The sequence below is a fragment of the Deltaproteobacteria bacterium genome, assembly GCA_011773515.1.
GTDB lineage: Bacteria > Desulfobacterota > Deferrimicrobia > J040 > J040 > WVXK01.
This window is the reverse complement of the sequence record WVXK01000048.1, coordinates 86,026-110,300: the sequence shown is the minus strand read 5'-3', so window position 1 is coordinate 110,300 and position 24,275 is coordinate 86,026. Positions and strand designations below refer to the sequence as shown.

41 protein-coding genes are annotated in these 24,275 nt (G+C 49.6%); all 41 read left to right on the top strand.

From position 1 onward, the window contains the following. Positions 1-63 (top strand): hypothetical protein (locus GTN70_05005; protein NIO16341.1); only part of this gene is annotated, 63 nt, incomplete at its 5' end. A 15-nt stretch (positions 64-78) separates the two neighbouring features. After that, entirely contained in the window at positions 79-387 is a 309-nt protein-coding gene (gene rpsJ, locus GTN70_05000) for a 30S ribosomal protein S10 (protein NIO16340.1), read from the top strand. 23 nt (positions 388-410) lie between these two features. Next, on the top strand, positions 411-1,073 hold the full coding sequence (gene rplC / locus GTN70_04995; GenBank protein ID NIO16339.1) for a 50S ribosomal protein L3: 663 nt from the start codon (positions 411-413) through the stop codon (positions 1,071-1,073). Next, positions 1,073-1,696 (top strand): 50S ribosomal protein L4, encoded by a 624-nt coding sequence (gene rplD / locus GTN70_04990; protein ID NIO16338.1) that lies wholly within the window; start codon positions 1,073-1,075, stop codon positions 1,694-1,696. Before rplC ends, rplD begins: the two co-directional genes overlap by 1 nt. Further along, complete coding sequence (locus tag GTN70_04985) at positions 1,693-1,980, top strand: 50S ribosomal protein L23 (protein ID NIO16337.1); 288 nt, start codon at positions 1,693-1,695, stop codon at positions 1,978-1,980. The genes rplD and GTN70_04985 overlap by 4 nt, the downstream gene beginning before the upstream one ends. Positions 1,981-2,001: 21 nt before the next feature. Then, entirely contained in the window at positions 2,002-2,823 is an 822-nt protein-coding gene (gene rplB / locus GTN70_04980) for a 50S ribosomal protein L2 (protein ID NIO16336.1), read from the top strand. Between the two features lie 12 nt (positions 2,824-2,835). Then, positions 2,836-3,117 (top strand): 30S ribosomal protein S19, encoded by a 282-nt coding sequence (gene rpsS, locus GTN70_04975; GenBank protein ID NIO16335.1) that lies wholly within the window; start codon positions 2,836-2,838, stop codon positions 3,115-3,117. 17 nt (positions 3,118-3,134) lie between these two features. Then, a complete protein-coding gene (gene rplV, locus GTN70_04970) occupies positions 3,135-3,467 on the top strand; it encodes a 50S ribosomal protein L22 (GenBank protein NIO16334.1) in 333 nt (110 codons plus the stop codon). 12 nt (positions 3,468-3,479) lie between these two features. Next, entirely contained in the window at positions 3,480-4,127 is a 648-nt protein-coding gene (gene rpsC, locus GTN70_04965; protein ID NIO16333.1) for a 30S ribosomal protein S3, read from the top strand. 16 nt (positions 4,128-4,143) lie between these two features. After that, positions 4,144-4,554 carry a 50S ribosomal protein L16 gene (rplP, locus tag GTN70_04960; GenBank protein ID NIO16332.1) on the top strand — a complete coding sequence of 137 codons (411 nt, stop codon included), beginning with the start codon at positions 4,144-4,146 and terminating at the stop codon, positions 4,552-4,554. Between the two features lies 1 nt (position 4,555). Further along, positions 4,556-4,777 carry a 50S ribosomal protein L29 gene (gene rpmC / locus GTN70_04955; GenBank protein NIO16331.1) on the top strand — a complete coding sequence of 74 codons (222 nt, stop codon included), beginning with the start codon at positions 4,556-4,558 and terminating at the stop codon, positions 4,775-4,777. Further along, complete coding sequence (gene rpsQ, locus GTN70_04950; GenBank protein ID NIO16330.1) at positions 4,778-5,047, top strand: 30S ribosomal protein S17; 270 nt, start codon at positions 4,778-4,780, stop codon at positions 5,045-5,047. Positions 5,048-5,067: 20 nt separating this feature from the next. After that, positions 5,068-5,436: a 50S ribosomal protein L14 gene (rplN, locus tag GTN70_04945; GenBank protein NIO16329.1), complete on the top strand. Its 369-nt coding sequence runs from the start codon at positions 5,068-5,070 to the stop codon at positions 5,434-5,436. A gap of 26 nt (positions 5,437-5,462) precedes the next feature. Continuing rightward, positions 5,463-5,786, top strand: a complete 324-nt coding sequence (locus tag GTN70_04940; GenBank protein ID NIO16328.1) for a 50S ribosomal protein L24 — start codon at positions 5,463-5,465, stop codon at positions 5,784-5,786. 15 nt (positions 5,787-5,801) lie between these two features. Continuing rightward, the gene (gene rplE / locus GTN70_04935) at positions 5,802-6,344 is read left to right on the top strand and encodes a 50S ribosomal protein L5 (GenBank protein NIO16327.1); all 543 of its coding nucleotides are present in this window, start codon (positions 5,802-5,804) and stop codon (positions 6,342-6,344) included. Positions 6,345-6,357: 13 nt separating this feature from the next. Further along, positions 6,358-6,543: a type Z 30S ribosomal protein S14 gene (locus tag GTN70_04930; GenBank protein NIO16326.1), complete on the top strand. Its 186-nt coding sequence runs from the start codon at positions 6,358-6,360 to the stop codon at positions 6,541-6,543. 12 nt (positions 6,544-6,555) lie between these two features. Then, positions 6,556-6,954: a 30S ribosomal protein S8 gene (gene rpsH / locus GTN70_04925; protein ID NIO16325.1), complete on the top strand. Its 399-nt coding sequence runs from the start codon at positions 6,556-6,558 to the stop codon at positions 6,952-6,954. 13 nt (positions 6,955-6,967) lie between these two features. Continuing rightward, entirely contained in the window at positions 6,968-7,510 is a 543-nt protein-coding gene (gene rplF, locus GTN70_04920; protein ID NIO16324.1) for a 50S ribosomal protein L6, read from the top strand. A gap of 35 nt (positions 7,511-7,545) precedes the next feature. Next, on the top strand, positions 7,546-7,911 hold the full coding sequence (locus GTN70_04915) for a 50S ribosomal protein L18 (GenBank protein ID NIO16323.1): 366 nt from the start codon (positions 7,546-7,548) through the stop codon (positions 7,909-7,911). A gap of 28 nt (positions 7,912-7,939) precedes the next feature. Then, positions 7,940-8,431 carry a 30S ribosomal protein S5 gene (gene rpsE / locus GTN70_04910; protein NIO16322.1) on the top strand — a complete coding sequence of 164 codons (492 nt, stop codon included), beginning with the start codon at positions 7,940-7,942 and terminating at the stop codon, positions 8,429-8,431. A 9-nt stretch (positions 8,432-8,440) separates the two neighbouring features. Beyond that, positions 8,441-8,623: a 50S ribosomal protein L30 gene (rpmD, locus tag GTN70_04905; GenBank protein ID NIO16321.1), complete on the top strand. Its 183-nt coding sequence runs from the start codon at positions 8,441-8,443 to the stop codon at positions 8,621-8,623. A 21-nt stretch (positions 8,624-8,644) separates the two neighbouring features. Further along, the gene (gene rplO / locus GTN70_04900; GenBank protein NIO16320.1) at positions 8,645-9,085 is read left to right on the top strand and encodes a 50S ribosomal protein L15; all 441 of its coding nucleotides are present in this window, start codon (positions 8,645-8,647) and stop codon (positions 9,083-9,085) included. Position 9,086: 1 nt separating this feature from the next. Further along, a complete protein-coding gene (secY, locus tag GTN70_04895; protein NIO16319.1) occupies positions 9,087-10,394 on the top strand; it encodes a preprotein translocase subunit SecY in 1,308 nt (435 codons plus the stop codon). Positions 10,395-10,398: 4 nt separating this feature from the next. Further along, positions 10,399-11,046 carry an adenylate kinase gene (locus tag GTN70_04890; GenBank protein NIO16318.1) on the top strand — a complete coding sequence of 216 codons (648 nt, stop codon included), beginning with the start codon at positions 10,399-10,401 and terminating at the stop codon, positions 11,044-11,046. Between the two features lie 7 nt (positions 11,047-11,053). Continuing rightward, positions 11,054-11,803 (top strand): type I methionyl aminopeptidase, encoded by a 750-nt coding sequence (map, locus tag GTN70_04885; GenBank protein NIO16317.1) that lies wholly within the window; start codon positions 11,054-11,056, stop codon positions 11,801-11,803. An 8-nt stretch (positions 11,804-11,811) separates the two neighbouring features. Next, the gene (gene infA, locus GTN70_04880) at positions 11,812-12,033 is read left to right on the top strand and encodes a translation initiation factor IF-1 (GenBank protein NIO16316.1); all 222 of its coding nucleotides are present in this window, start codon (positions 11,812-11,814) and stop codon (positions 12,031-12,033) included. A 7-nt stretch (positions 12,034-12,040) separates the two neighbouring features. After that, on the top strand, positions 12,041-12,154 hold the full coding sequence (rpmJ, locus tag GTN70_04875; protein ID NIO16315.1) for a 50S ribosomal protein L36: 114 nt from the start codon (positions 12,041-12,043) through the stop codon (positions 12,152-12,154). 11 nt (positions 12,155-12,165) lie between these two features. Beyond that, on the top strand, positions 12,166-12,549 hold the full coding sequence (rpsM, locus tag GTN70_04870; GenBank protein ID NIO16314.1) for a 30S ribosomal protein S13: 384 nt from the start codon (positions 12,166-12,168) through the stop codon (positions 12,547-12,549). A gap of 27 nt (positions 12,550-12,576) precedes the next feature. Next, positions 12,577-12,963: a 30S ribosomal protein S11 gene (rpsK, locus tag GTN70_04865; GenBank protein NIO16313.1), complete on the top strand. Its 387-nt coding sequence runs from the start codon at positions 12,577-12,579 to the stop codon at positions 12,961-12,963. Positions 12,964-12,981: 18 nt separating this feature from the next. Next, positions 12,982-13,608 (top strand): 30S ribosomal protein S4, encoded by a 627-nt coding sequence (gene rpsD, locus GTN70_04860; GenBank protein NIO16312.1) that lies wholly within the window; start codon positions 12,982-12,984, stop codon positions 13,606-13,608. Between the two features lie 34 nt (positions 13,609-13,642). Further along, complete coding sequence (locus tag GTN70_04855; GenBank protein ID NIO16311.1) at positions 13,643-14,662, top strand: DNA-directed RNA polymerase subunit alpha; 1,020 nt, start codon at positions 13,643-13,645, stop codon at positions 14,660-14,662. A gap of 14 nt (positions 14,663-14,676) precedes the next feature. Next, a complete protein-coding gene (rplQ, locus tag GTN70_04850) occupies positions 14,677-15,078 on the top strand; it encodes a 50S ribosomal protein L17 (protein NIO16310.1) in 402 nt (133 codons plus the stop codon). A 152-nt stretch (positions 15,079-15,230) separates the two neighbouring features. Further along, positions 15,231-15,656 (top strand): transcriptional repressor, encoded by a 426-nt coding sequence (locus tag GTN70_04845; protein ID NIO16309.1) that lies wholly within the window; start codon positions 15,231-15,233, stop codon positions 15,654-15,656. Between the two features lie 14 nt (positions 15,657-15,670). Further along, entirely contained in the window at positions 15,671-17,656 is a 1,986-nt protein-coding gene (gene feoB, locus GTN70_04840; protein ID NIO16308.1) for a ferrous iron transport protein B, read from the top strand. Positions 17,657-17,850: 194 nt separating this feature from the next. Next, positions 17,851-18,498: a DtxR family transcriptional regulator gene (locus GTN70_04835; protein NIO16307.1), complete on the top strand. Its 648-nt coding sequence runs from the start codon at positions 17,851-17,853 to the stop codon at positions 18,496-18,498. Further along, on the top strand, positions 18,473-19,744 hold the full coding sequence (locus GTN70_04830) for a PEGA domain-containing protein (protein ID NIO16306.1): 1,272 nt from the start codon (positions 18,473-18,475) through the stop codon (positions 19,742-19,744). Before GTN70_04835 ends, GTN70_04830 begins: the two co-directional genes overlap by 26 nt. A gap of 267 nt (positions 19,745-20,011) precedes the next feature. Then, the gene (locus GTN70_04825) at positions 20,012-21,325 is read left to right on the top strand and encodes a hypothetical protein (protein NIO16305.1); all 1,314 of its coding nucleotides are present in this window, start codon (positions 20,012-20,014) and stop codon (positions 21,323-21,325) included. A gap of 40 nt (positions 21,326-21,365) precedes the next feature. Then, positions 21,366-21,704: a hypothetical protein gene (locus GTN70_04820; GenBank protein ID NIO16304.1), complete on the top strand. Its 339-nt coding sequence runs from the start codon at positions 21,366-21,368 to the stop codon at positions 21,702-21,704. 238 nt (positions 21,705-21,942) lie between these two features. Further along, positions 21,943-22,152 carry a cold shock domain-containing protein gene (locus tag GTN70_04815; GenBank protein NIO16303.1) on the top strand — a complete coding sequence of 70 codons (210 nt, stop codon included), beginning with the start codon at positions 21,943-21,945 and terminating at the stop codon, positions 22,150-22,152. Between the two features lie 218 nt (positions 22,153-22,370). Further along, positions 22,371-24,023: an arginine--tRNA ligase gene (locus tag GTN70_04810; protein NIO16302.1), complete on the top strand. Its 1,653-nt coding sequence runs from the start codon at positions 22,371-22,373 to the stop codon at positions 24,021-24,023. Continuing rightward, positions 24,023-24,275: hypothetical protein (locus tag GTN70_04805; GenBank protein NIO16301.1), on the top strand; the 253-nt coding region annotated here is incomplete at its 3' end. The genes GTN70_04810 and GTN70_04805, both read left to right, overlap by 1 nt.

Here is a 24,275-nt window from a genome sequence, read left to right as displayed (position 1 = left end):
TTTGCCATCCGTGAGGGCGGAAGGACCGTCGGCGCAGGTGTGGTGTCGGAAATAATCAAGTAAACAGGGGATTTAGATATGGATGCGCAGAGAATCAGGATTAAGTTGAAAGCGTTCGATCACCGGTTGATTGACAAGTCGGCTCTCGATATCGTGAACAAGGCCAAGGAGACAGGTGCTAAATCGTATGGACCGATCCCGTTGCCGACCAAGATAGAGCGATTCACGGTGAACCGGTCGCCACACATCGATAAAAAATCCCGGGAGCAGTTTGAGATTCGGACGCACAAGAGGCTGATCGATATCCTCGAGCCGAATCCATCTACTCTCGACGCACTTATGAAGCTCGATCTTCCTGCAGGCGTAGAAGTTGAGATAAAACTTTAAATATAAAAACTAAAGGTGTTGAAATGAATAAGGGAATAGTTGGTAGAAAAGTTGGAATGACCCAAATTTTTAACGACGACGGTCATGCTGTTCCCGTGACGGTGATAGAAGCCGGCCCCTGTGTTGTCGTACAAAAAAAGACGGTGGAGAAGGACGGTTACAATGCTATCCAGGTCGGGTTCGGGCCAAAAAAAGCGCACAGGGTAAACAGGCCTTTGATGGGTCATATGCGGAAGTCGGGGAAGGGCGCATTTTACTTTTTACGAGAGCTGAAGGTAGAAGACGCGGATGTTTTTGAGCTGGGTCAGGAGATAAAGGCGGATATCTTTCAAGAGGGGGAATTTGTCGATGTAACGGGTATTAGCAAGGGCAGGGGTTTCCAGGGAGTGGTAAAGAGGCACGGTTTTGCCGGAGGGCCCGGGTCCCATGGCTCCATGTTTCACCGCGCTCCCGGAGCGATTGGACAGTGCGCATATCCGTCCCGGGTTTGGAAAAATAAAAAAATGCCCGGTCAATACGGAAACGACAGGGTGACGGTCCTGAATCTCAAAGTGGAAAAAATATTTCCTGATAAAAATCTGATACTCATCAAGGGAGCTGTTCCCGGTTCCCGGAACGGTATGGTCATCGTGAGAACGGCTTTAAAGAAAAAGGAGAAATTAAGCGCCCGGGGAGAAAAATCATAATGCCGAAGGTAGAGATTTTCAATGCTGACAACAAGGTCGTGGGGGAGAAGGAACTAAACGATTCCATCTTTGGCGTTGACCCCAAGCCGCACCTTCTTCACACCGTGGTCGTGGCTCAGATGGCGGAGCGAAGAAGCGGAAGTGCGAAAACGAAGTCTCGACACGAGGCATCAGGCGGGGGAAGAAAGCCCTGGAGGCAGAAGGGAAGCGGCAGGGCGAGAGCAGGAACCATACGCTCCCCGTTGTGGAGAGGTGGCGGTATCGCTTTCGGGCCCAAGCCCCGTGATTTCAGCCAGAAAGTCAACAAAAAAGTGAGGAAATCTGCTCTCAGGACGGCGCTCAGCCTGAAGCTCAAAGAAGGAAACCTGGTTTTGCTCGATGAAATTCTGGTCGACGAGCCGAAGACGAAGGAATTTCTCAGGTTTGCCCAGGCGCACGAATTAAAGAGCGCACTCATCGTGGACGTGGAACCATCGGAAAACCTCAGGTTTGGCGCGAGAAACCTGAGAGAATTCAAAGTGCTTCCACAGAAGGCTCTCAATGTCCTTGATATCCTTCGCTTCGAAAAGCTCGTCATAACGGGAGATGCCGTCGAGAAGATAGAAGAGGGGCTGGGAAAATGAAAAAATACCACATCATAAAGAGGCCGGTCATAACAGAAAAGTCTTCATACATAAAAGATGTAGGGAATTACGTTGCCTTCGAAGTCGACAAGAGGGCAAACAAGTTGCAGATCAAGAGAGCCGTCGAAGATCTTTTCAAGGTAAATGTTCTTGATGTGAAGACCATCGTCGTGCCCGGAAAGGAAAAGAGGCTTGGCCGCTCTGTGGGCCGCGTGTCTTCATGGAAAAAAGCCCTCGTGAAGCTGAAAGAGGGAGAAAAAATAGAGTTCTTTGAAGGGGTATAAATTTGAGGGTGGAGAATTGTAATGGGAATTAAACATTTTAATCCGACATCACCCGGGGTCAGGACGAAAACGGTCCTGACGTCGGACGATGTAACAAAGAAAAAACCGGAAAAGTCTCTCACCCGCCAGCTGAAAAAGTCGGGAGGAAGGAACAACCAGGGACGGACGACCGTCTGGTGCAGGGGAGGGGGGCACAAGAGAAAGTTGAGGGTTATAGACTTCCGGAGGGAAAAGATCGATATTCCGGCACGGGTTGCAGCCATCGAGTACGACCCGAACCGATCTGCGAGGATTGCACTCCTCCATTACATCGATGGTGAAAAGAGGTACATAATCGCACCATTGGGCCTATCCGTGGGCGATACCGTTATTTCCTCTGAAAGCGCCGACATAAAGCCTGCCAATTGCCTTCCGTTGAAGAATATTCCCGTGGGAACACTCGTGCACAACGTGGAGTTGAAGATCGGTAAAGGGGGGCAGATAGCAAGGGGTGCGGGCGCTGTGTGCCAGATTCTTGCAAAGGAAGGAAAGAATGCCCACGTGAAGCTTCCCTCGGGGGAGGTGCGGCTTATCAATTTACATTGCAGGGCCACCGTCGGACAGGTAGGCAACCTCGATTATGAAAACGTTTCCATCGGAAAGGCGGGCAGGAACCGGTGGCTCGGGAAGAGGCCAAATGTCCGCGGAACGGCAATGAACCCCGTTGACCACCCCCACGGCGGGGGAGAAGGCAAGGCGAAAGGTGGCAGGCATCCGGTGTCCCCCTGGGGAATGCCGACAAAAGGGTACAAGACGAGGCGAAAGAAGCCGTCTGACAACTTTATCGTGAAAAGAAGAAAGTAAGGGAGGAGTTCCATGCCACGGTCAGTCAAAAAGGGACCATTTGTTGATGAACACCTGATGAGAAAAGTCGACAGGGCCGTCGAAGCGAACGACAAGCGGGTCATAAAGACCTGGTCGAGGAGGTCCACCATTATCCCGGAGATGGTTGGCTTGACTTTTGCCGTGCACAACGGGAAGAAGTTTTTCCCCGTTTACATAACGGAGAATATGGTGGGTCATAAACTGGGAGAGTTTTCCCCAACCAGGACTTTTTACAGTCATGCGGGGGACCGAAAAGCGAGAAGAGGTAAGTAATTTACCGGAGAAGTGTCATGGAATCAAGGGCGTCGTTGCGCTATGTGAAGATTTCACCGAGGAAGGTGATGCAGATTGTCGACCTGATCAGGGGAAAGGACATCAACAACGCGATCGCCCTGCTGAAGTTCAGCAAGAAAGGTTCCGCCCGGATAGTGAAGAAAGTGCTGGATTCAGCAATTGCGAACGCCACGGAGACCGGGGAAATCGATCTGGATAACCTCTACGTCAAGAGGGCTTTCGTTGATCAGGGGCCGATGATGAAGAGATTCAGGGCCGCGCCGATGGGAAGGGCGCACATGTACCGGAAAAGAACGAGCCACATAACGATAATTCTCGACGAAAAGTAAAAGGAGGATGTTTTGGGACAGAAAGTTCACCCTTATGGCTTCAGGGTAGGAATCACCAAGGATTGGAAATCGAGATGGTATGCGAACAGAGATTACGCGAAGTTGCTGCAGGAGGACCTGGAGATAAAACAGTTCGTAAAAAACAAGATGTTCCATGCAGGCATAGCCGATGTTGAGCTGGAGCGGAAAGCCAAGAAGGTTATCGTTCAGGTGAGAACTTCCCGTCCCGCCCTCGTAATCGGAAAGAAGGGGGTCGAAATCGAATCACTGAAGAGGGATTTGCAAAAGCTAACGGACAAGGAGATATCGGTCACCATTCACGAGGTGAGGAGGCCCGAGCTCAGCTCAATTCTCGTGGCGGAGAATGTTGCGACCCAGATACTCCGCAGAGTTGCCTACCGGAGGGCGATGAAAAAAGCCGTGCTGAACACGATGAAGTACGGGGCCAAGGGGATCAAGATAAACGTTGCCGGTAGGCTGGGAGGAGCTGAAATCGCCCGCTCGGAGTGGTACAGAGAGGGACGGGTTCCTCTTCACACGATTAGGGCAGATATCGATTACGGCTTTGCCGAATCCAAGACCACCTACGGCGTCATCGGTGTCAAGGTCTGGATATATAAGGGTGAAATTTTCGAGAAAGAGGGAGAGGACGAAACCTGAGCTACAGGAGAGGTAAATGCGGGCTCCAAAAAGGGTTAAATACAGAAAGAAGCAAAAAGGAAGAATGAGGGGAAAAGCCCAGAGCGGAAATTATGTGGCTTTCGGAGAATTCGGGATAAAGGCGCTTCAGAGCGGGTGGATAACCTCGAGGCAAATCGAATCAGCCCGCGTTGCGATTACCCGGCACGTGAAAAAGGGAGGGAAGCTCTTCATCCGGATTTTTCCGGACAAGCCCATAACGAAGAAGCCTGCTGAAACGAGAATGGGGAAAGGGAAGGGATCTCCCGAGTTCTGGGTAGCCGTTGTAAAACCGGGCAGAATCCTCTATGAGATTGAGGGCGTATCAAAGGAGGTTGCAAAGGAGGCGTTCAGAAGGGCTTCCCATAAACTCCCGGTAAAGACGAAGTTTGTAACGAGGGAGATGTAAGATGAAGGCGAAAGAGATGAGGGATCTGACCCTCGAGGAGTTGACGCAGAAAGAAGCAGAGCTGGAGGACGAAATCTTCCGCCTCAAGATAAAAAGATTTACCACTGAGCTGGAAAACAAGATGCTCATCAGGAGCAAGAGAAGGGTCCTTGCGAGAATGAAAACCGTAATCAAAGAGAAACAGGTTGAGATCGATAACATTTCTGAAGAGGTGAGTGAGTAAATGGCGGAAAAGAAAAGGGGACTCAGGAAATCGAGGATCGGCGAGGTGGTCAGTGACAGAATGGACAAGACCGTCGTCGTTCAGGTAACGAGGATTGTCATGCACCCCCTCTACAAGAAATACATCAGGAAGAGGGCAAAGTACAAAGCACATGACGAGCGGGGAGAGTACCGGGTCGGGGATACCGTCCAGATAGTGGAGACCAAGCCGCTGTCGAAAGAGAAAAGGTGGCGGGTTTCAAAGTTGATCGAGCGGCCTGAGATAAAATAGGGTTTTCCGGGAGCCTTACCATGATTCAGATGCAAACAGTTCTTGATGCTGCAGACAACTCGGGTGCAAAAAAACTCTACTGTATCAAAGTTCTCGGCGGTTCGAGGAGGAGGTATGCTTCCCTCGGCGATGTGATCGTTGTGAGCGTGAAAGAAGCACTCCCGAATAGCAAGGTAAAGAAGGGCGATGTCATGAGGGCCGTTGTCGTCAGAGCTGTCAAGGAGATTCGGAGACCCGACGGGACATATATCAAGTTCGACACGAACTCCGCAGTCCTCATTAACCCCCAGGGAGAGCCGGTGGGGACGAGAATCTTCGGCCCTGTCGCCAGAGAGTTGAGGGCAAAAAATTTCATGAAGATCATTTCACTTGCCCCGGAAGTGCTTTAAGGAGAGTGGAGATGGCCCAGGTCAAAATGCGGATCAGGCGAAACGATATCGTCAAGATCATCAAAGGGAAAGACAGGGGAAAAGTCGGGAAGGTTATCAGGGTGCTGCCCGAAAAAGGGAAGATCATCGTTGAGAAGGTCAACGTCGTGAAGAGACACGTAAGACCGAGCAATGTCAACCCCCAGGGCGGCATTATCGAAAAGGAAACCCCCATATTTGCCACAAATGCCATGATAATGTGTGACAAGTGCAACAAACCCGTGAGGGTAGGCTACAGGATTACCGAAGCGGGAGAAAAGTTCCGCTTCTGCAAAAGTTGCGAAGAGACAATCGAGGCGAAAAAGAAATAGGGAAGAGGGACCGGGATGAAGCCCAGACTCTTGGAATATTACAAGTTGGAAGTCAAGAAGCAGATGATGGAGCAATTCGACTACAAAAATGAGATGCAGGTACCCAAATTGTTGAAGGTTGTCGTCAACATGGGGGTCGGCGAGGCGATACAGAATATCAAGATACTCGATTCCTCCATGGATGAGATTGCCGTCATTACGGGACAGAGGCCGATTGTGACAAAGGCACGCCTGTCGATATCGAACTTCAAGTTGAGAAAGGGCATGCCGATAGGTGCCAAGGTTACTCTTCGCGGGGATCGGATGTATTTTTTCATCGACAAGCTGTTCAATGTGGCCCTCCCCCGGGTGAGAGATTTCAAGGGAGTCCTTCCGCGGGGCTTTGATGGAAGGGGAAACTACACGCTCGGTATAAGGGAGCAGATAGTTTTTCCCGAGATAAATTACGACAAGATAGAAAAAATAAAGGGTATGAACGTTACGTTCGTTACTTCGGCGAAAACGGACGAGGAAGCCCTGGCGCTGCTCAAGCTCCTGGGAATGCCGTTTCGCAACTAAAGGAGGGAGTGAATTGGCGAGGAAGTCTCAGCTCGAAAAGATGAAGAGGGAACCGAAATTCAAGGTAAGGAAAAAAAATCGCTGCAGGCGTTGCGGCCGGTCAAGGGCGTTTTACAGAAAGTTCGAGCTCTGCCGGATATGTCTTCGGGAGCTTGCCCTCCGGGGAGAGCTTCCAGGCGTGAGAAAAGCGAGCTGGTAAAGGGGAGAAAATATGCCGATCAACGATCACATATCGAATTTTCTTGCCAGGGTAAACAATGCCCAGATGGCGGGAAAGAACTCTTTTGAGCTTCCATCGTCCAACATGCTCGTTTCAATCGCGTCTATTTTGACAGAAGAAGGATTTATCGAGAGCTTCAAGTATAGAGAGGACACGAAACAGGGAATGTTGAGAATCAACCTGAAGCAGAGCCCTATCTATGGCTACGCCATCCTCGGCATGAGAAGGGTCAGCAAACCGGGAAGAAGGGTGTACGTGGGGAAACAGGATATTCCCACGGTAAAGAGAGGGTATGGAATCTGCATTCTCTCCACGTCACGTGGAGTTATGACCGGCGACAAGGCAAAAGAGCAGGGCGTAGGCGGGGAGCTGCTCTGCGAAATCTGGTAAACGGAGAGGGAAAATGTCAAGGATCGGAAAGGTTCCCGTCGACATTCCAGATGACGTCAAGGTAAATCTTGAAGGAAATACTTTGACGGTTACGGGAAAGCTTGGTTCTCTTTCTAGGAAAATTCCCGAGGGTGTAGTTCTGAACATAGACAACGGGAAAATCCACGTCACAAGAGCCAACCAGACCAAAAGGTCCCGGGCGTATCACGGTCTCGTGAGGACTCTCGTGAGCAACATGGTGGAGGGTGTGTCGAGGGGATTTGAAAAGGTGCTCGAAATTCATGGAGTTGGCTACAGGGCCGAGATGAGGGGAAAGGACCTTCACCTCACCCTCGGCTATTCCCATCCGGTGCAATATCCGATAGCGGAAGGGATAAAAATCACCGTTGAGGAGAGAAATACGGTGATCAAAGTCTTCGGGTACGACAAGGAGAAGGTGGGTCTTGTTGCGGCCGAGATCCGGGCGTTCAGAAAGCCCGATGTTTACAAGAACAAGGGTATACGCTACCGGGGCGAACGGCTGATCAAGAAAGCCGGAAAAGCAGTAGGAAAGTGATGCAAATCGCCATATAAAAATCAGGAGTTTCACAGATGGAAGTCAAGCAGAAAAGCTATCTGAGAGCAAGAAGGAAAAAAAGGATTCGCAAAAAGATATTCGGCGTTGCGGAGCGACCGAGACTGTCTGTTTTTAGAAGCGCAAAACACATTTACGCACAGATCATAGACGATTCGATAGGCAGCACCATCCTCACCGTATCGACGCTCAACAGGGATGTAAAGGAGAAGGTGAAGGGTCTCAAGAAGACCGAAGCGGCGAAGGTGGTCGGACAGGTCGTGGCGGAAAAAGCGATCGAGAAGGGATTGAAGAAGATCGTCTTTGACAGAAACGGATTCATCTATCACGGAAGGGTAAAAGCTCTCGCCGAGGGCGCCCGAGAAGCCGGGCTTGAATTCTGAGGAAATAACTTAAAAGGAGGCTTTTGATTTGACGAAGAGAATAAAACCCGACGGTCTGGATTTGAGGGAAAAGGTCATTCACATAAGCAGGGTTTCCAAGGTCGTAAAGGGCGGAAAGAGGTTCAGTTTCAGTGCTCTTACGGTAGTGGGCGATGGCAGCGGCATCGTGGGATACGGCCTCGGAAAAGCCAATGAGGTTCCCGAAGCAATTAGAAAAGCGATAGAAAAGTCGAAAAAAAATCTTGTGAAGATACCCCTTGTGGAAGGCACGATACCCTATGATTCTCTCGGTGAATTTGGAGCGAGCAAGGTGGTGCTGAAGCCGGCTTCACCAGGGACGGGCGTGATAGCAGGTGGAGCGATCAGGGCAGTCGTCGAGGCGGCTGGCGTTACGGATATCCTCACCAAGTCCATCGGGAGCAACAATCCCCACAACCTCGTCAAGGCCTGCATCGATGGTCTTTTGAAAATTAAAGACCCTTCCGCCGTCGTGGCCTTTCGGAAAAGAGGGGAGCAGTGAGGTGGGGCGATGGGCAAAGAACTTAAGATAACGCTCAAGAAAAGCTTGATCGGCAAATCGGAAAAGCAGAGAAGGGTTATTCGGGGACTCGGTTTGAGAAAGCTGAATGGAACCGTTATCAGGAAGGACACGCCTGAAATCAGGGGAATGATCGAGAAGGTGAAGTTCATGCTCCACGTTGAGGAAGGATAAACGTAAATTTGGAGATGGCAGATGAGACTGGATGATTTGAAGCCACCTACCGGATCAAAGAAGAGGAAAAAGAGGGTGGGAAGAGGAAATAGTTCGGGCATGGGAAAGACCTGTGGCAGAGGTCACAAGGGGCAGGGCCAGAGATCGGGAGGCAAAACGCTACCCGGTTTTGAGGGAGGGCAGATGCCTCTTCAACGGAGGGTTCCCAAGAGGGGGTTTCGGAACATATTCAGGAAGGAATTTGCCATCGTCAACGTGGGCAGCCTGGAAGTGTTCGAGGATGGAGATGTTGTAGACATCCCTTTTCTCCTGAGAAAAGGGCTCGTAAAAAACCTTAAAAGCGGCGTCAAGCTCCTGGGGAAGGGAGAGGTGACGAAGAGACTCAACGTCAAGGTGAACAAGGCTTCCCCGTCGGCTGTTCAAAAGATCGAAGCCGCCGGTGGTTCAGTAGAGGTTGGCTAACTTGTTAGGAAGTTTACAGAACATAACAAAGATCCCCGAGTTAAAGAAAAGGATACTCGTGACCGCCGGTTTTCTCATCATATACCGGCTCGGAGCTCACGTGCCGACGCCGGGGATCGACACGCCGGCGCTATCTGCATTTTTCGCACAACAGAGCGGAACACTCTTTGGAATGATCGACATGTTTTCCGGAGGGGCCCTGCAAAGACTTTCTGTTTTTGCCCTCGGGATAATGCCCTACATAAGCGCGAGCATCATTCTTCAGCTGCTCACGGTGGTTGTCCCATACCTGGAAAGGCTTTCAAAAGAGGGGGAACTGGGCAGGAAAAAGATCAATCAATATTCGAGATACGGCACGGTTTTACTCAGCGTAATTCAGTCGCTCGGCATCGCGATAGGTATCGAGGGAATGCAAGTGGCATCGGGAGCCTCTGTTGTCTATCATCCGGGTTGGAGCTTCAGGATGCTCACCGTTCTGACGCTCACATCGGGAACCCTCTTTATCATGTGGATCGGTGAGCAGATCACGGAGAGAGGAATAGGGAATGGAATATCGTTGATTATTTTTGCGGGAATCGTCGCCCGTATGCCGAGCGCCATCGTCAGGACTGGCAGGCTCGTCAAAGCAGGCGAATTGAGCCTTTTCATCCTTCTGTTCCTCATCGCGATCATGATTTTCGTGGTTGCCGTGATTGTCTATTTTGAAAGGGCTCACAGGCGTATACCGATACAGTACGCAAGAAGGGTCGTGGGCAGAAGAGTGTACGGCGGGCAGAGCACTCACCTGCCGTTGAAGGTAAATACCGCAGGTGTCATTCCGCCAATTTTTGCCTCATCCATCCTGCTCTTTCCCGCGACGCTGGCCAACTTCATACCCCATCCCGTTACACAGAACATATCGACATACCTGACACCGGGCCGGGTGCTCTATGAGCTGCTCTATGTGGTGTTCATCATATTCTTCTGCTATTTCTACACGGCGGTTACCTTCAATCCCGTCGATGTTGCGGACAATGTAAAAAAATATGGCGGGTATATCCCCGGAATACGACCCGGGAAGAGGACGGCGGAATATATCGACCTCGTACTCACGAGAATCACCCTCGGCGGCGCTCTCTACGTTGCGGCAATCTGCGTTCTCCCCTCAATTCTCATAAACAGGTTCAACGTTCCGTTCTACTTTGGCGGAACGGCATTGTTAATCGTGGTCGGGGTAGCAATGGACACGGTTCAGCAGATAGAGACTCACCTTCTGTCCAGGCATTATGAAGGGTTTCTGAAAAAAGGGAAAGTGAGAGCAAGGAGGTAGGGGGATGAAGGGCATCATACTTCTCGGGCCGCCCGGTGTTGGAAAAGGTACCCAGGCGAAAAAGATCATGGAGAGGTATAAAATCCCGCAGATATCGACGGGAGACATGCTGAGGGAAGCGGTGAAAGAGGAGACGGAACTCGGGCTGAAGGCAAAAATGTGCATGGACAGCGGCTCCCTCGTACCCGACGATGTTGTCATCGGTATCGTAAGGGAGAGGCTTCAAAAACCCGATTGTAACAGCGGGTTCATACTCGACGGATTTCCCCGAACGATTCCTCAGGCTGAGGCTCTTGAAGCAGTTACAGAGGAACTCGGGAAGGAGGTAGGGTACGTCATATCCCTCGAAGCGGATGAAAGCGACCTCATAGGCAGGCTTTCGGGGCGAAGAACCTGCAGGTCCTGCGGCGCCATGTACCACGTGGTTTACAACGTTCCAAAAGAGGAAGGAAGGTGCGATGTCTGCAAGGGAGAGCTCTATCAGCGGGACGACGACAAGGAAGAAACGATAATAAACAGGCTGAAGACATACAGAGATATGACGGAACCCCTCATCACCTATTACTCGTCGAAAGGCAATCTGAGGACTGTTCCCGCGAAGGGAGAAATTGATGATATATACGGGAAAATCGTATCTATCCTTGATGAATGAATGATAAATGATCCTACTTAAGAACAGTGAAGAAATCGAAGCCTTGAGAGCGGTAAATGCCATTGTGGCAGATTTTTTCGAAAGGATAAGGGAAATCATAGAGCCCGGCATGTCGACGTATGACCTTGAGGAGTTTTCGGAAAAGTTTGTAAGGGACAGGAATGTGGGGGCGGCGTTTAAAGGATATATGGGTTACCCGGCGAATCTTTGTGTGTCCGTCAACGAAGAGGTTGTTCACGGTATTCCCCGGAAAGACAAGCTCTTGAGGGAGGGAGATATCGTAAGCATCGACTTCGGTCTTTACAAGGACGGGTTTTACGGGGATGCGGCCAAGACTTTTCCCGTGGGAGCGGTGAGCGGAAAGGCAAAAAAGCTCCTCGATGTTACGGAAAGCTCCCTCTACGAAGGTATACGGGAGACAAAGAGCGGAAACAGGTTATACGATATTTCGTACACGATTCAATCGCACGTGGAGAAAAACGGGTTTTCCGTCGTGAGGGATTTTGTGGGGCACGGGATAGGAAAGAGCCTGCACGAAGAGCCACAGGTTCCAAATTTCGGCAATAAGGGAACGGGGATCAAACTCGTCCCGGGACTCGTCCTTGCCCTGGAGCCGATGGTCAATCAGGGAGGATATGAGGTGGAGGTCCTAGGTGACGGCTGGACCGTGGTCACGAAGGATAGAAAGCTTTCAGCCCACTTCGAGCACTCCGTGGCAATAACAGAGAATGGGCCTATGATTTTAAGCAAGGTTTAGGGAGAGTTATGGCGAAGGAAGAAGCAATAGAGGTGGAAGGAACCGTCATCGAACTGTTGCCGAACGCAATGTTCAGGGTGGAACTCGAAAATGAAATGGTTATCCTTGCTCACATTTCCGGGAAGATGCGAATGAATTTCATCAAGATTCTTCCCGGTGACAAGGTAACCGTTCAGCTTTCCCCCTACGACCTGACGAGGGGAAGAATCGTATACAGAACGAGAAGATGAGGGAGATATGAAAGTTAGAGCATCAGTTAAAAAAATATGTGACAAATGTATAATTATTAAAAGGAAAGGTGTTATAAGAGTGCTCTGTAAAAATCCCAAGCACAAACAGAGACAAGGGTAAAGGAGGAAACATTGGCACGTATTGCAGGAGTCGACCTTCCGAAATTGAAGAAAATTGACATTGCCCTCACCTACATCTTCGGTATAGGACATACGACATCACAGAAGGTGTTGGTTGAAGCGGGTGTCGATCCGACCATAAAGGTGAAAGATCTGACCGAGGATCAGGTTGCAAAAATAAGAGAGGTTATCGACGCCAGGGTCAAAGTCGAGGGTGATTTGAGAAAAGAAGTGGCGATGAACATCAAGAGGTTGATGGATCTGGGGACCTACAGGGGGCTCAGGCATAGAAAGGGGCTTCCCGTCAGGGGACAGCGCACCCACACAAACGCCAGGACGAGGAAGGGGCCGAGAAAATCGGTTGTAGGGAAAAAGAGAGAGAAGGTAAGAAAGTAAAGACGGTCAGGAAAAAACGGAGGAAAAATGGCGAAGCCATCGAAGGGCAGGAAGAAAGCAAAGAAAAATATTCCAACAGCGCTGGCTCATATCAAAGCCACATTCAACAACACGGTAATCACCATAACCGATATGGATGGGAACACGATAGCCTGGTCGAGCGCAGGCGCCATGGGCTTCAAGGGATCGAGGAAGTCGACACCTTTTGCCGCCCAGATGGCGGCGGAAGACGTTGCGAAGAAAGCAATGGATAACGGTGTTCGGACAGTGGCCGTTTACATCAAAGGACCGGGATCAGGCAGGGAGGCAGCGCTCAGGACCCTGCAGGCGGCGGGATTGAAGGTCAACTATATAAGGGACGTTTCACCGATTCCCCACAACGGGTGCAGGGCGCCGAAAAGAAGAAGAGTTTAGCACAAGGAGGTAGAGAAATTGGGTAGATATAACGAGTCGGTCTGCAAGCTTTGCAGACGGGAAGGCATGAAGCTCTTTTTAAAGGGTGATAGATGCTTTACCGATAAGTGCTCCTTCGAGAGGAGGCCATATGCGCCGGGTCAGCAGGGCCAGAGGAGGCCAAAATTCAGTGACTACGGGGTTCAGCTCAGAGGGAAGCAGAAGGCCAAGAGGATTTATGGCGTGATGGAGAAGCAGTTCAGGATATATTTCTACAAGGCCGACAAGATGAAAGGGAAGACAGGGGACAATCTTCTGATACTCCTGGAAAGGAGACTTGACAATGTTGTTTACCGGCTCGGCTTTGCCGTTACCCGGAGAGAGGCGCGACAGTATGTGAACCACGGCCACTTCAACATCAATGGGAAAAAGGTCAATATCGCATCCTATCTCGTCAAAGAGGGTGACACCGTTGAGCTGAAGGAAAAGAGCAGGAAAATTCAGCAGATCAATGAAGCGCTGGATTCGGTTGTGAGAAAGGGGATTCCAGATTGGCTCGAACTGGCAAGGGATGAGTTCACGGGTGTTGTAAAGAACCTTCCCTCGAGAGAGCACATAACCGAGCCGATTCAGGAACAGCTCATCGTAGAGCTATATTCGAAGTAACAAAGAAGGGCTTCAAAATAATTGGAGGAAGCGTATGTTCCAGAGAAATTGGAAGGAGTTGATCAAACCGAAAAGAGTCAACATAGATGCTCAGTCTGCAACGGGCTATTACGGAAAGTTTGTCGCCGAACCCCTCGAGAGGGGCTTTGGGACCACGATCGGAAACGCCCTCAGGCGAATCCTTCTTTCGTCCCTTCAGGGAGCTGCAATCGTGTCGCTTTCCGTAGAGGGTGTGCAGCATGAGTTTTCCTCGATCCAGGGAGTCGTGGAAGACGTCACGGACATAATCCTCAATCTCAAGGGTGTTCAATTGAGGACGAGCTCCCATGAGCCGCGAACGGGAAGTATCGATGTGAAGGGGCCCAAGAAAGTTACTGCGGGAGACATCGTAACCGATCATCACGTCGAAATTATCAACAAGGACCATCACATCGCGGAAGTCCTGGAGGGTGGGTCTCTGAAAATTGAGCTAACGATGAGGATGGGCAAGGGATATATGGCCGCAGAGAAGAACATCGAAGAGGATCTTCCCATCGGCACGATTCCCATTGATGCAATTTTCTCCCCCATAAAGAGGGTTAACTTTGACGTTACCAATGCCAGGGTCGGGCAGCAGACCGATTACGACAGGCTCATAATCGAAATCTGGACGGACGGCTCCCTTCTTCCTGCCGATGCAGTGGCATACGCTGCCAGGATTCTTCAGGACCAGCTCGTTATCTTTATAAATTTTGAAGAGCCTGAAGAAGAGGAACATGAAGCGGTCGAAGAGGAAATAAAAGATGACGAGTTCAGCGAAAAACTTTACAGAACCATCGATGAACTCGAACTGTCGGTAAGGGCGTATAACTGTCTCAAGAACGCTAACATCAAATACATAGGCAAGCTGGTGCAGAAGACAGAGCAGGAAATGCTGAAAACGAAGAACTTCGGCAAAAAGAGCCTGAATGAGATCAAGCAGGTTCTCGAGGAAATGGGCCTTTACCTTGGTATGAAAGTTGATAATTTCAAGGTGGAGGAGGATAAGAAAATTGAGGTTCCGAAGGAAGAATAAGTAAGGAGAGGGGCATGCGCCACGCTAAAGATCACAGAAAGCTGGGAAGGAGTCCATCGCACAGGAAGGCCCTGCTTAAAAATTTGCTCAACTCTCTCATCGATCACGAAAGGATCACGACCACGGTGGCTAAAGCCAAGGAGTTGCGCAGGATAGCTGATAAGGCGATAACCCTGGGTAAAAAAGATACGACCCATGCCCGCAGGATGCTCTTTGCGATCCTTGTGGACAAGCAGAACACCGCAAAGGTTTTTGATGTTTTGGCGAAAAGATACAAGGATAGAAACGGAGGCTATACACGTATCGTCAGGACCGGGTTCAGGGCTGGAGACGGTGCGGAGATGGCGATCATAGAGTACCTCCCCCCTGCCGAAAAAAAGAGCCCCACGAAGAAAAAGAAGAAACAGGGTTCTTGAGCCGGGCAACAACCGCCCCGGATTTAACGGCAAAAGCTTCTTTTAACGATGGGGAAAATTATTTTCCTTGACTAACGTTTATTTTCTTTTTATTATTATGAAAATCATTTTCAATTTATCCCGCAGCGAAAGGAAGTGAGATAGGGGGGAAAGTGGAAGAATTCCTGGGTAAAGTTGAGAAAGAACTAAAAAAAAAGGGCATGAAAGCATCAAAGACAAGACGGAAAATAATGAAAATGTTTTTCACCTTGGAGGAGCATGTTTCCGTTGACGAACTCTTCAGGAAAGTCAGAGAGCAAAATCCGGGCATCGGGTATGCAACCGTTTACAGAACACTCAGGACCCTCGAGGAGCTGGGTTACGCTTCATCGATCGAGATAGGGGATGGTAAGAAGCGGTTCGAAAACGGTATGGCAATGCATCACGATCATATCTGCTGCCTCGTCTGTAAAAAAATCACCGAATTCAGCGATCCCGAAATAGAAATACTCCAAAAAATAATAGCGGATAAGCATGATTTCAAAATCATCGACCATTCGCTCTATATATTCGGCATCTGCCTTGATTGCCGAAAGTAGACGGGGGAACCTCCATGAAGTGCCACGGAGAAAATAGGGTCGATGCCAAGGAGAGAGCCGCTGGAAAGATAATTCTCGTCGGGGCTCCTAACGTCGGCAAAAGCGTTATCTTCGGTCACCTGACGGGCAGGTACGTTACCGTTTCCAATTACCCCGGTACGACGGTGGAGATTTCAAAGGGCGTTTACAAGCCGGGTGGAAGCGTGATGGAGATTATCGATACGCCGGGCATCAACTCTCTCCTTCCCATGTCCGAGGACGAGAAGGTTACGCGGGACATAATCCTCACGGAAAATTCTTCGACGGTCCTTCAGGTATGCGACTCAAAAAACCTGGAGCGCTCCCTGAGCGTAACGATTCAGCTGTCCGAGTTCGGTGTTGCCATGGGATTGATATTGAACATGATGGATGAGGCGGAAAAGCATGGCCTGTCGATCGACAGTGAAAAGGTCTCTGACGTCTTTGGAATTCCCGTGGTCAAGACAGTCGCAGTCAGAAGGAAAGGGTTCGAGAAGATCATGGGAATCATAGATAACGCACGGGCGGGCAAGTTCACGGTCCACTATGGCGATATCATCGAAGAGAGCATTACGAAGGTTAGCGCAATACTCGAAAACAATGGATTCTCGAGCGCGGTGAGGGGTCTTTCCATAGCCATAATATGCGGTGACCAGTCATTGACCCGATGGCTGCACGACCACTTCACGGAGAACCAGATATCCCGACTCGATGCCATCAGGCACGAACTGGAAAAAAAGGTCGGCGTGCCCGTCGCGTACCACATCAACAACGCGCGGCACCAGAAAATTCAAACCATCGTCAGCCTCTTCAAAGAGAAGGCGGGAGCGAAGAAAAGCAGCGTAATGAACAGCCTCGGGAAAGCGACCATGCATCCCGTCTATGGGATCCCGTTTCTCCTGGCAGCACTCTACCTTGCCTACGTCTTCGTCGGGCAGTTTGGTGCGGGAACGCTCGTTGACTTTCTCGAGAGCACGGTTTTTGAAGGGTATATCAACCCTTTTTTCATCAAAGTCTTCGAACGCATCGTTCCCTGGCAGATTGTAAAGGACTTTTTTGTCGGTGAATACGGCATCATTACCATGGCGCTCACCTATTCTCTCGCCATCATCCTTCCCATCGTCGGTACATTTTTTATCGGCTTCGGTATCATGGAAGACTCCGGGTATCTGCCGAGACTCGCCGTTATGGTCGACAGGCTGTTCAAAAAAATCGGATGCAACGGGAAAGCCGTTCTTCCTCTGATTCTCGGGCTGGGATGCGATACTATGGCAACGCTTACCACGCGCATTCTCGAAACGAGAAAGGAGCGGTTGATAATCACCCTGCTTCTTGCCCTCGGGATACCATGCTCAGCCCAGCTGGGAGTCGTACTCGGCATGCTCGGGAGTTTGGGCATGTTTGCAACGATCGTTTGGATGCTGTTCATAATCGCGATTATCATATCCGTGGGGTTTCTCGCTGCAAAGCTCATCAGGGGCGAAGAGGTTGATTTCATCATGGAAATTCCCCCTCTGCGCATCCCTCAGTTTAAAAACATATTGATAAAAACCATGGCAAGGATAGAGTGGTACCTGAAGGAGGCTGTTCCCCTCTTTGTTCTCGGTACGGTTATCCTCTTTTTGTTCGACAGATTCGGCATACTGGAACTTATCGAGAAAGCTTCATCCCCGGTCATCGTCGGCCTCCTCGATCTTCCTCCGAAAGCGGCGGAATCCTTTATCATCGGTTTCCTCAGGAGAGACTACGGGGCGGCGGGGCTTTTCTCCATGCAGAAGGCGGGCCTTCTCGATACCAGACAGGTCATGGTCAGCTTGATCACGATAACCCTGTTCATCCCCTGCATAGCCAACTTTTTCGTCATCATCAAGGAACAGGGGAAGCGCATTGCCACGTACATATTTTTGTTTATCTTTCCCTTTGCCATATTCGTCGGTTTTCTCTTCAACAAATTTATAAGAATACTAGACATTCATTTTTAGGGGATAACCTGTGTACCTTGCTTGCCCTTTCTGCGGGCTTCAGATAAACACGCTCGATGCGAGCTGCCATACGGAGTGCCCCCTGGGCAAATCGTGTAAAATGATATGCTGTCCGAATTGCAAATATTCCTTTGTTGTGCCACAGTCTAAAATTGTCGACACGCTGAAAAAGATTTTCAAAGAGAGCAAGGGGAATGATTGAATACAGTGTAGAAGAAATACTCGAGCTCATATGGACACTTCGAGAATCGGGAGAGTTTACGATCGATGATATCCTCAAGGCATCCGAGGAGGAGGATACGCCAGGAATTCTCGAGAGGATGAAGCAAAAGGGTCTCATTACCAGGGATGGCACGAAGATATCGATGACAGATCAGGGTCTTTTGAGGGCGCAAGAAATCGTCAGGCGCCACCGTCTTGCCGAATGTCTGCTCACGCAGCTGTTTGAACTCGAGGAGACTCACATCGAAAGCAGCGCGTGTAAATTCGAACATGTTTTGAGCGACAAGGTGACAGAATCTGTATGTACTTTTCTCGGTCATCCACCCTTCTGCCCCCATAACAAGCCGATCCCGCGGGGAGATTGCTGCAAAAAATTTACAAAAGACGTTTCTCCACTCGTCATCAGACTCTCCGATGCCTCTCTGGGAGATCCGTACAGGATCGTTTTCATCATGCCCCGGCAGAAGAAGAGGCTTGAGAGGTTGAGTTCGATCGGTCTTTTGCCGGGAACATCGATAAAGCTCTTACAGAAAAAGCCTTCCTTTGTCATAGAGATCGAGGAGACCATGATTGCCGTGGACCAGGGTATAGCCGATGAAATCTACGTCAAGAGGGTGTAGACAGTCAGGAAACGTGCGTTTCTTCATCCTCGTTTTTATGCACCTGGTGCTCTTTTTTCCCGCATTTTCCGTGCAGGCGGAACAGGCGCGGACAAATGGCCTCGTTTTCATAGAATTTTCTCAAAAGGGAATCGATGTGGAAAAAGCAAGAAGCTACTTCGATGACATGCAGCGCTTCCTGCGTGAGGAACTATCCCTTGAACCATTAAAAGGATCTTCCTTGAGGGTGAGAAAGGATGGGCCAGACGCGCTTCCGCCCGTAGCCAGTGACACCCTCTTTCGCTGGAGGGAGATGTTGGGCCGGGGAAAACAGTACTTCAAAGAGCTGAAGCTTGAAAAGGGAGCAGAGCAGCACAGGGAGCTCGTCGATGCCCCATATCATTTCATGCTGGGTGGCAAAGCTCTCGATCTCGTGAGTGAAGCCACACTGTCATATGCGTTCATCCTTTTTAAGACGGGGGACAGGGAGGAAAGCGAGAGACTGATTGCCCGGTATGTTTACCTTTCGGGAAAGAGTGACGTTTCCGATCAGGCCTACCCCCCTGATTTCGTAGATTTTTTTCTTCAAGCCTTGAGCAAGGAATATTTTGTCACCGTAGCCGTGAACTCTACGCCTTCAAGGGCCAGGGTTTTCCTCGATGACAGGGTTATCGGTGAGACCCCACTCGTTGAGAAAGTCAAGAAACCCGGCCTCTTCACGCTCTCGGTGAGAAAAGATGGGTATGTGGAATACGTCGTGAGCCGGTTTGCTCTTCCCGGTGACAGGTTGCACCTCGACCTGAACCTCGAGATAGACGAGGTATCGGAAATCGAGGGCGGGGTGGACGCCGGCGACTATGAGGGGGTTGTCAAAAACCTTCGAAAGCTCAATGCAAGAATGAGCGTGGACGCGGGGCTCGCGGTCGTCCTGAAAGGTGACGTGGATTCTGGCTCTGTCGACTATATTCTCTCTGCGGGAGAGAAGGAATTCGAGGGAGAGCATTTTTCTATCTTCAGGGACATGCCCAGGAAGGGGAAAAGATTTGCGTTGGAGGATATCCAGCCTCTCCTCGAAGATGAGCTGTTTTTGAGCATTCTTCCCGATCCAGGCAAGGCAAGGGCTCTCGGTGAGGGCCTGAAAAAAAAGAGGCTCACCCAAAAGTGGTGGTTCTGGGCCATTGTCGGCGCAGGCGCGGCGGGGATCGTGTATGCCATTGTGGAGGGCAGGGACGACAAATCGGGGGGGGCAGTGAACGTCGAGTTTTAAGATCGCGCGTGGGATATCACCATCCCGGTGGGAACCTTCCATTTCTGCATTTTCTCCTTTACCCCAATTCCCAGGTGTTGGGGCTGAAGACATGCGCGCGTATCAAGATATACACCAGCTGCATGGAAATAATATAAAATGTAAAGAGACAGGATCTCTCCTTGTTCTTCCAAGGTTTCGGTTCTATTCGTTTTTGTAAAAATGGTGGGGACAGGGCACTCAGGCAGTACAGGGGGTATTTGCCTCACGAAAAGAGGAGAGAGGTGAATGGGCCACGGGAGCGCATTGAAAGATAATGACAAGATTGGAGTTATCGGGGCGGGGCCTGCGGGAACGTTCTTTGCGATCCACATCGATAATCTCGCAAAGAGGCAGAACAGGAAGTTCAACATAACCCTGTTCGACAAGAAGGTTTTTGACATGTACGGTCCCGGCGGCTGTAACATGTGCGCAGGCGCAATAGGGTACCTCACCTATGACAAGATCCGTGACGCCGGCATTGATCTCCAGGACACGACGGTGAGGAGGATCGTTGATGGATATGTAATACACGGCAAGAGGAGAGAGGCGCACATCATCCATCCCGAGAGAAAGGGCATCTATACGGTTTTTCGGGGGGGAGGCCCACTATTGGAAAAGGAGGGCCACTACAGGAGTTTCGACCAGGTGTTGCTTGACCAGTGTTTGGAAAGGGGTATGGTTTTCATCAATGAGAGGGTAAAAGATGTCGAGATCGTAGGTGAAGGTGAGGGGAGAACTTTCCGCGTGCATACGTCGAAGGGGAAAAAGGAAGAGTTCAACCTTATCGTCGGCGCTTTCGGCGTGAACTCCCCTATATCCAATTACCTCATCCCCGAGTACACCCCTCCGAAAACATGGCACACATGCCAGGCAGAAGTGAAGGTGGACCCGGACTATATTCCTCGCGTACTCGGGAATATGATCCACATTTTCAGCACGGAAGACAAAAGAATTCGTTTCATAGCCGTGACACCAAAAGATGAATTTCTTACCATAACGGCGATAGGTGAATATGTGAAGATAGCGTACCTGAGGGAAGAACTCGAGAATAACCAGCGCCTGAAAACGTTTCTTCCTGAAAATTATGAGCTGATTTGCCACTGCCACCCCCAGGCACCCGTCGGCTGCGCGATCAACTGCTTCGATGACGGTGTTGCTGTCATCGGGGATGCCTTCGTTTCCCGATTTCTCAAAAATGGGATCGAATCTGCCTACGAAACGTCAAAGATACTTGCCGATACGGTTGTGAATCATGGAAAAGGAAAAGATGACCTGGAGCAGCATTTCTTCAGGAGGTGCCTTGACGCATATCACACTGACAACAGGTGGGGAAAGATGCTGTTTGAGATGTACGAGAGGATATTGAGGCGGGGAGTCTTATCGGATATATATATAGGGTGTGTGCAAAAAGAGGGAGAGGACGCCAGCGAAAAGAGCGCCAGGCTCACCAGGATTCTCTGGGGGGTATTTGCTGGCGACCAACCATACAGGGAGATTGTTCAGGAGGCATTTACCTTCTCCACCTTTTATTCCCTTGCGAAAAACAGTCTCTTTTCCTGATTCCTCTCTTTGTGAACAGGAGCTGTAATGCGAGAAGATCATGGATAAAGGAAAGAAAAAGATTCACAAAATTCTCATTGCCTGCCTTTTTTTCCTCGCACTTTCGATGATCCTTTACGATATTTTCTTCGGTAAGATGGGACTCCTGGAATACCTGACCCTCAGGAAAAAATATGAGATGCTCGAGGAAAAAAGAAAGGAGGTATCACAGGATATCGAAAGGATGGAGAAAGAGGAGAATAATTTAAAAAATAACTTGAACTATATTGAAGATATTGCCCGAAAAGATTTAGGATTAATAAAGGAGAGAGAAAAAATTATTATACTGGAAGATGAAGTGAAGGAGCCTGATGGCAAGGCAGGCGGGGAAAATGAATGACCGTGTCCTGACAAGAGCAGGGAACGTTTGAGAAGCTTGGTAAAGAGCAACACCCTCAATCTTTTTCATTCGGGCGACTTGCCCGGAAAACCCAACTCTTTGTTCCTCCTGAAATTGACCTCTCATTGAAAAAATATTGCAGCCGGGAATATTATTCCTTGACCACAATTTTTTGTTCTGGTAATAATACTGTATACAGTATACATATGTTTTTTGTATGTGACTTTGGGGGGATGTCATGAAAAGGGTCGGAACGGTAAAGTGGTTCAACGAAACGAAGGGTTACGGTTTCATAGAAAATGAGGGGGAAAGGGACATATTCGTCCATTACACGGCTATCCAGATGGATGGCTTCCGGACCCTCAAAGAAGGACAGAAGGTGGAGTACGATGTAGTCGATACTCCGAGAGGGCCGCAGGCATCAGAAGTTACCTGTCTTTCGGCTTGAGAGATTTTTAGCCGGCAACACCTACACGGTTTTACAGGGTTGTTATCAGAAGCTGGTTTTCTATCCTTTCCCGTTTTCTGCCTGAAACCCGGGGCAAACACACTCACACGAAGCAGTCCTTCATTTATGGCTTGATTGTACCAAATGGATGGGTTAAATTTTTAATCTTAACCATGACATGAGACTTCTGTACGGTCTTCCTGACCGGGAGATGGTAGATGAGAGAAATAGTACATTCACGCATAAAAATACCCGTTATATCGGCAATTGAAAAGAAAACAGGACTCCGCCCCGATTCCATTCTGCTTGAAAAGCCGAAAAATATCGCCTTTGGCGATTATTCGACGAACATTGCGATGGTTTTTGCGAGGAAAACGAAGTCTGATCCCAAGAGACTGGCAGAAGAGGTGAGAAAATCGATAATGAAGCACGACAGGGATAAATTTTTTTCTCGCATAGAAATAGCAGGTCCTGGGTTTATCAATTTTTTCATATCCGAAATCTCAGTAGTTGAAACGGTCAACCGTCACGTCAACAGCGATGATTTTATTTCCTTTCCCGAAGCGAAAATGTTACCCGTAATCATCGAATTCGTATCGGCAAATCCAACGGGCCCGCTCCACGTGGGCCACGGGAGAGGAGCGGCCTTTGGAGATTCCCTCGCCAGGATCCTGCGTTTTTCCGGAAGGAGGGTGATGACGGAATACTATGTCAATGACGTGGGAACCCAGATCGAGGTTCTTGGCAGATCACTCTTTCTGCGGTATCTGGAGCTCATGGGTTTGGAGGTCGAATTTCCGCAGGACCATTACAAAGGAGAATATCTGAAGGAGATCGCCAGAGAGGTCAAGGAAAGAGTCGGCGATAAATACCTCAACGACGGGGGAGGGACTCCTGAGTTTTTTCCAAACTATGGAAAGGAAAGAATTCTGAAAGACATAAAGGAGGATCTGGAATATTTCAACGTTACGATCGACAACTGGTTCTTAGAAACGGATCTCTACAAAAGTAACGAGGTTTTAAATTCCATCGGGATTCTGGATGAAAAGGGGTACCTATACGAGGATGAAGGCGCTCTCTGGTTCAGAAGTACCGATTTCGGGGATGAAAAGGACAGGGTGGTAGTGAGGGCAAACGGGCAGAACACCTATTTTGCGTCGGATATTGCCTACCACAGAAACAAGGCAAAGAGAGGCTTTGCTGAGATGATCGATATCCTCGGGGCGGACCATCACGGGTACGTTCCAAGGCTCCAGGCCGCTGTCAGGTCACTGGGAATCGACAAAGAGGCGTTAAAAATTATTCTCGTACAGTTTGTGAATCTGATAAAAGATGGTGTTTCCGTTTCAATGAGCACAAGAGAAGGACAGTTCGAGACCCTCCGGGATGTCCTCAATGAGGTCGGGAGCGACGCGGCGAGGTTTTTTTATCTGATGAGGAATGCCAACAGCCATCTCGATTTCGACCTCGATCTGGCAAAAAAAGAATCCGCAGATAATCCCGTATATTACGTCCAGTATGCCCACGCACGCATATGTAGTATATTGAGAGAAGCCAGGGAAAGAGGAATACACCTTCCCGACATTCTGTCGGTGAACGGGCTGACCACAGAGGATGATCTGGAGATGATGAAGAAGATCCTGGAATTCAGGGATGTTCTGGAAGATGCAGCTGCCTTTCTCGAGCCGCAAAGAATCCCTTTTTATCTCATTGACCTTGCCAGGATGTTCCATTCCTACTACAACCGATTCAGGTTTATCGGGGAGGACCAGGATATCACCATGAATAGGCTGGCCCTTGCAATTGGAATAAGGAAGGTTGTTTCTCAGGGCCTCGCATTGATCGGGGTTTCAGCGCCGGAGAGGATGTAATGGCGAGACATTCTCGGAGGAAAAAAGGCGAAGGTATCGGGTTTAAGTTTCTCATTGTCAGTCTCCTGATAATCATGTTCGTCATTTTCGTCATCGGGCTCCAAATTGGAAGGGTGGTCGAGAAAACGAGCAAGGAAGGCAAAGGCAACAGGGTTATTACCAAGACCTTCGATGAAGAGGACGTGGGAGAAAAGATTCGAAATGACATTTCCGGCATGCGGGAGGACAAAAGGCAAGGTGATGGCACCGGCG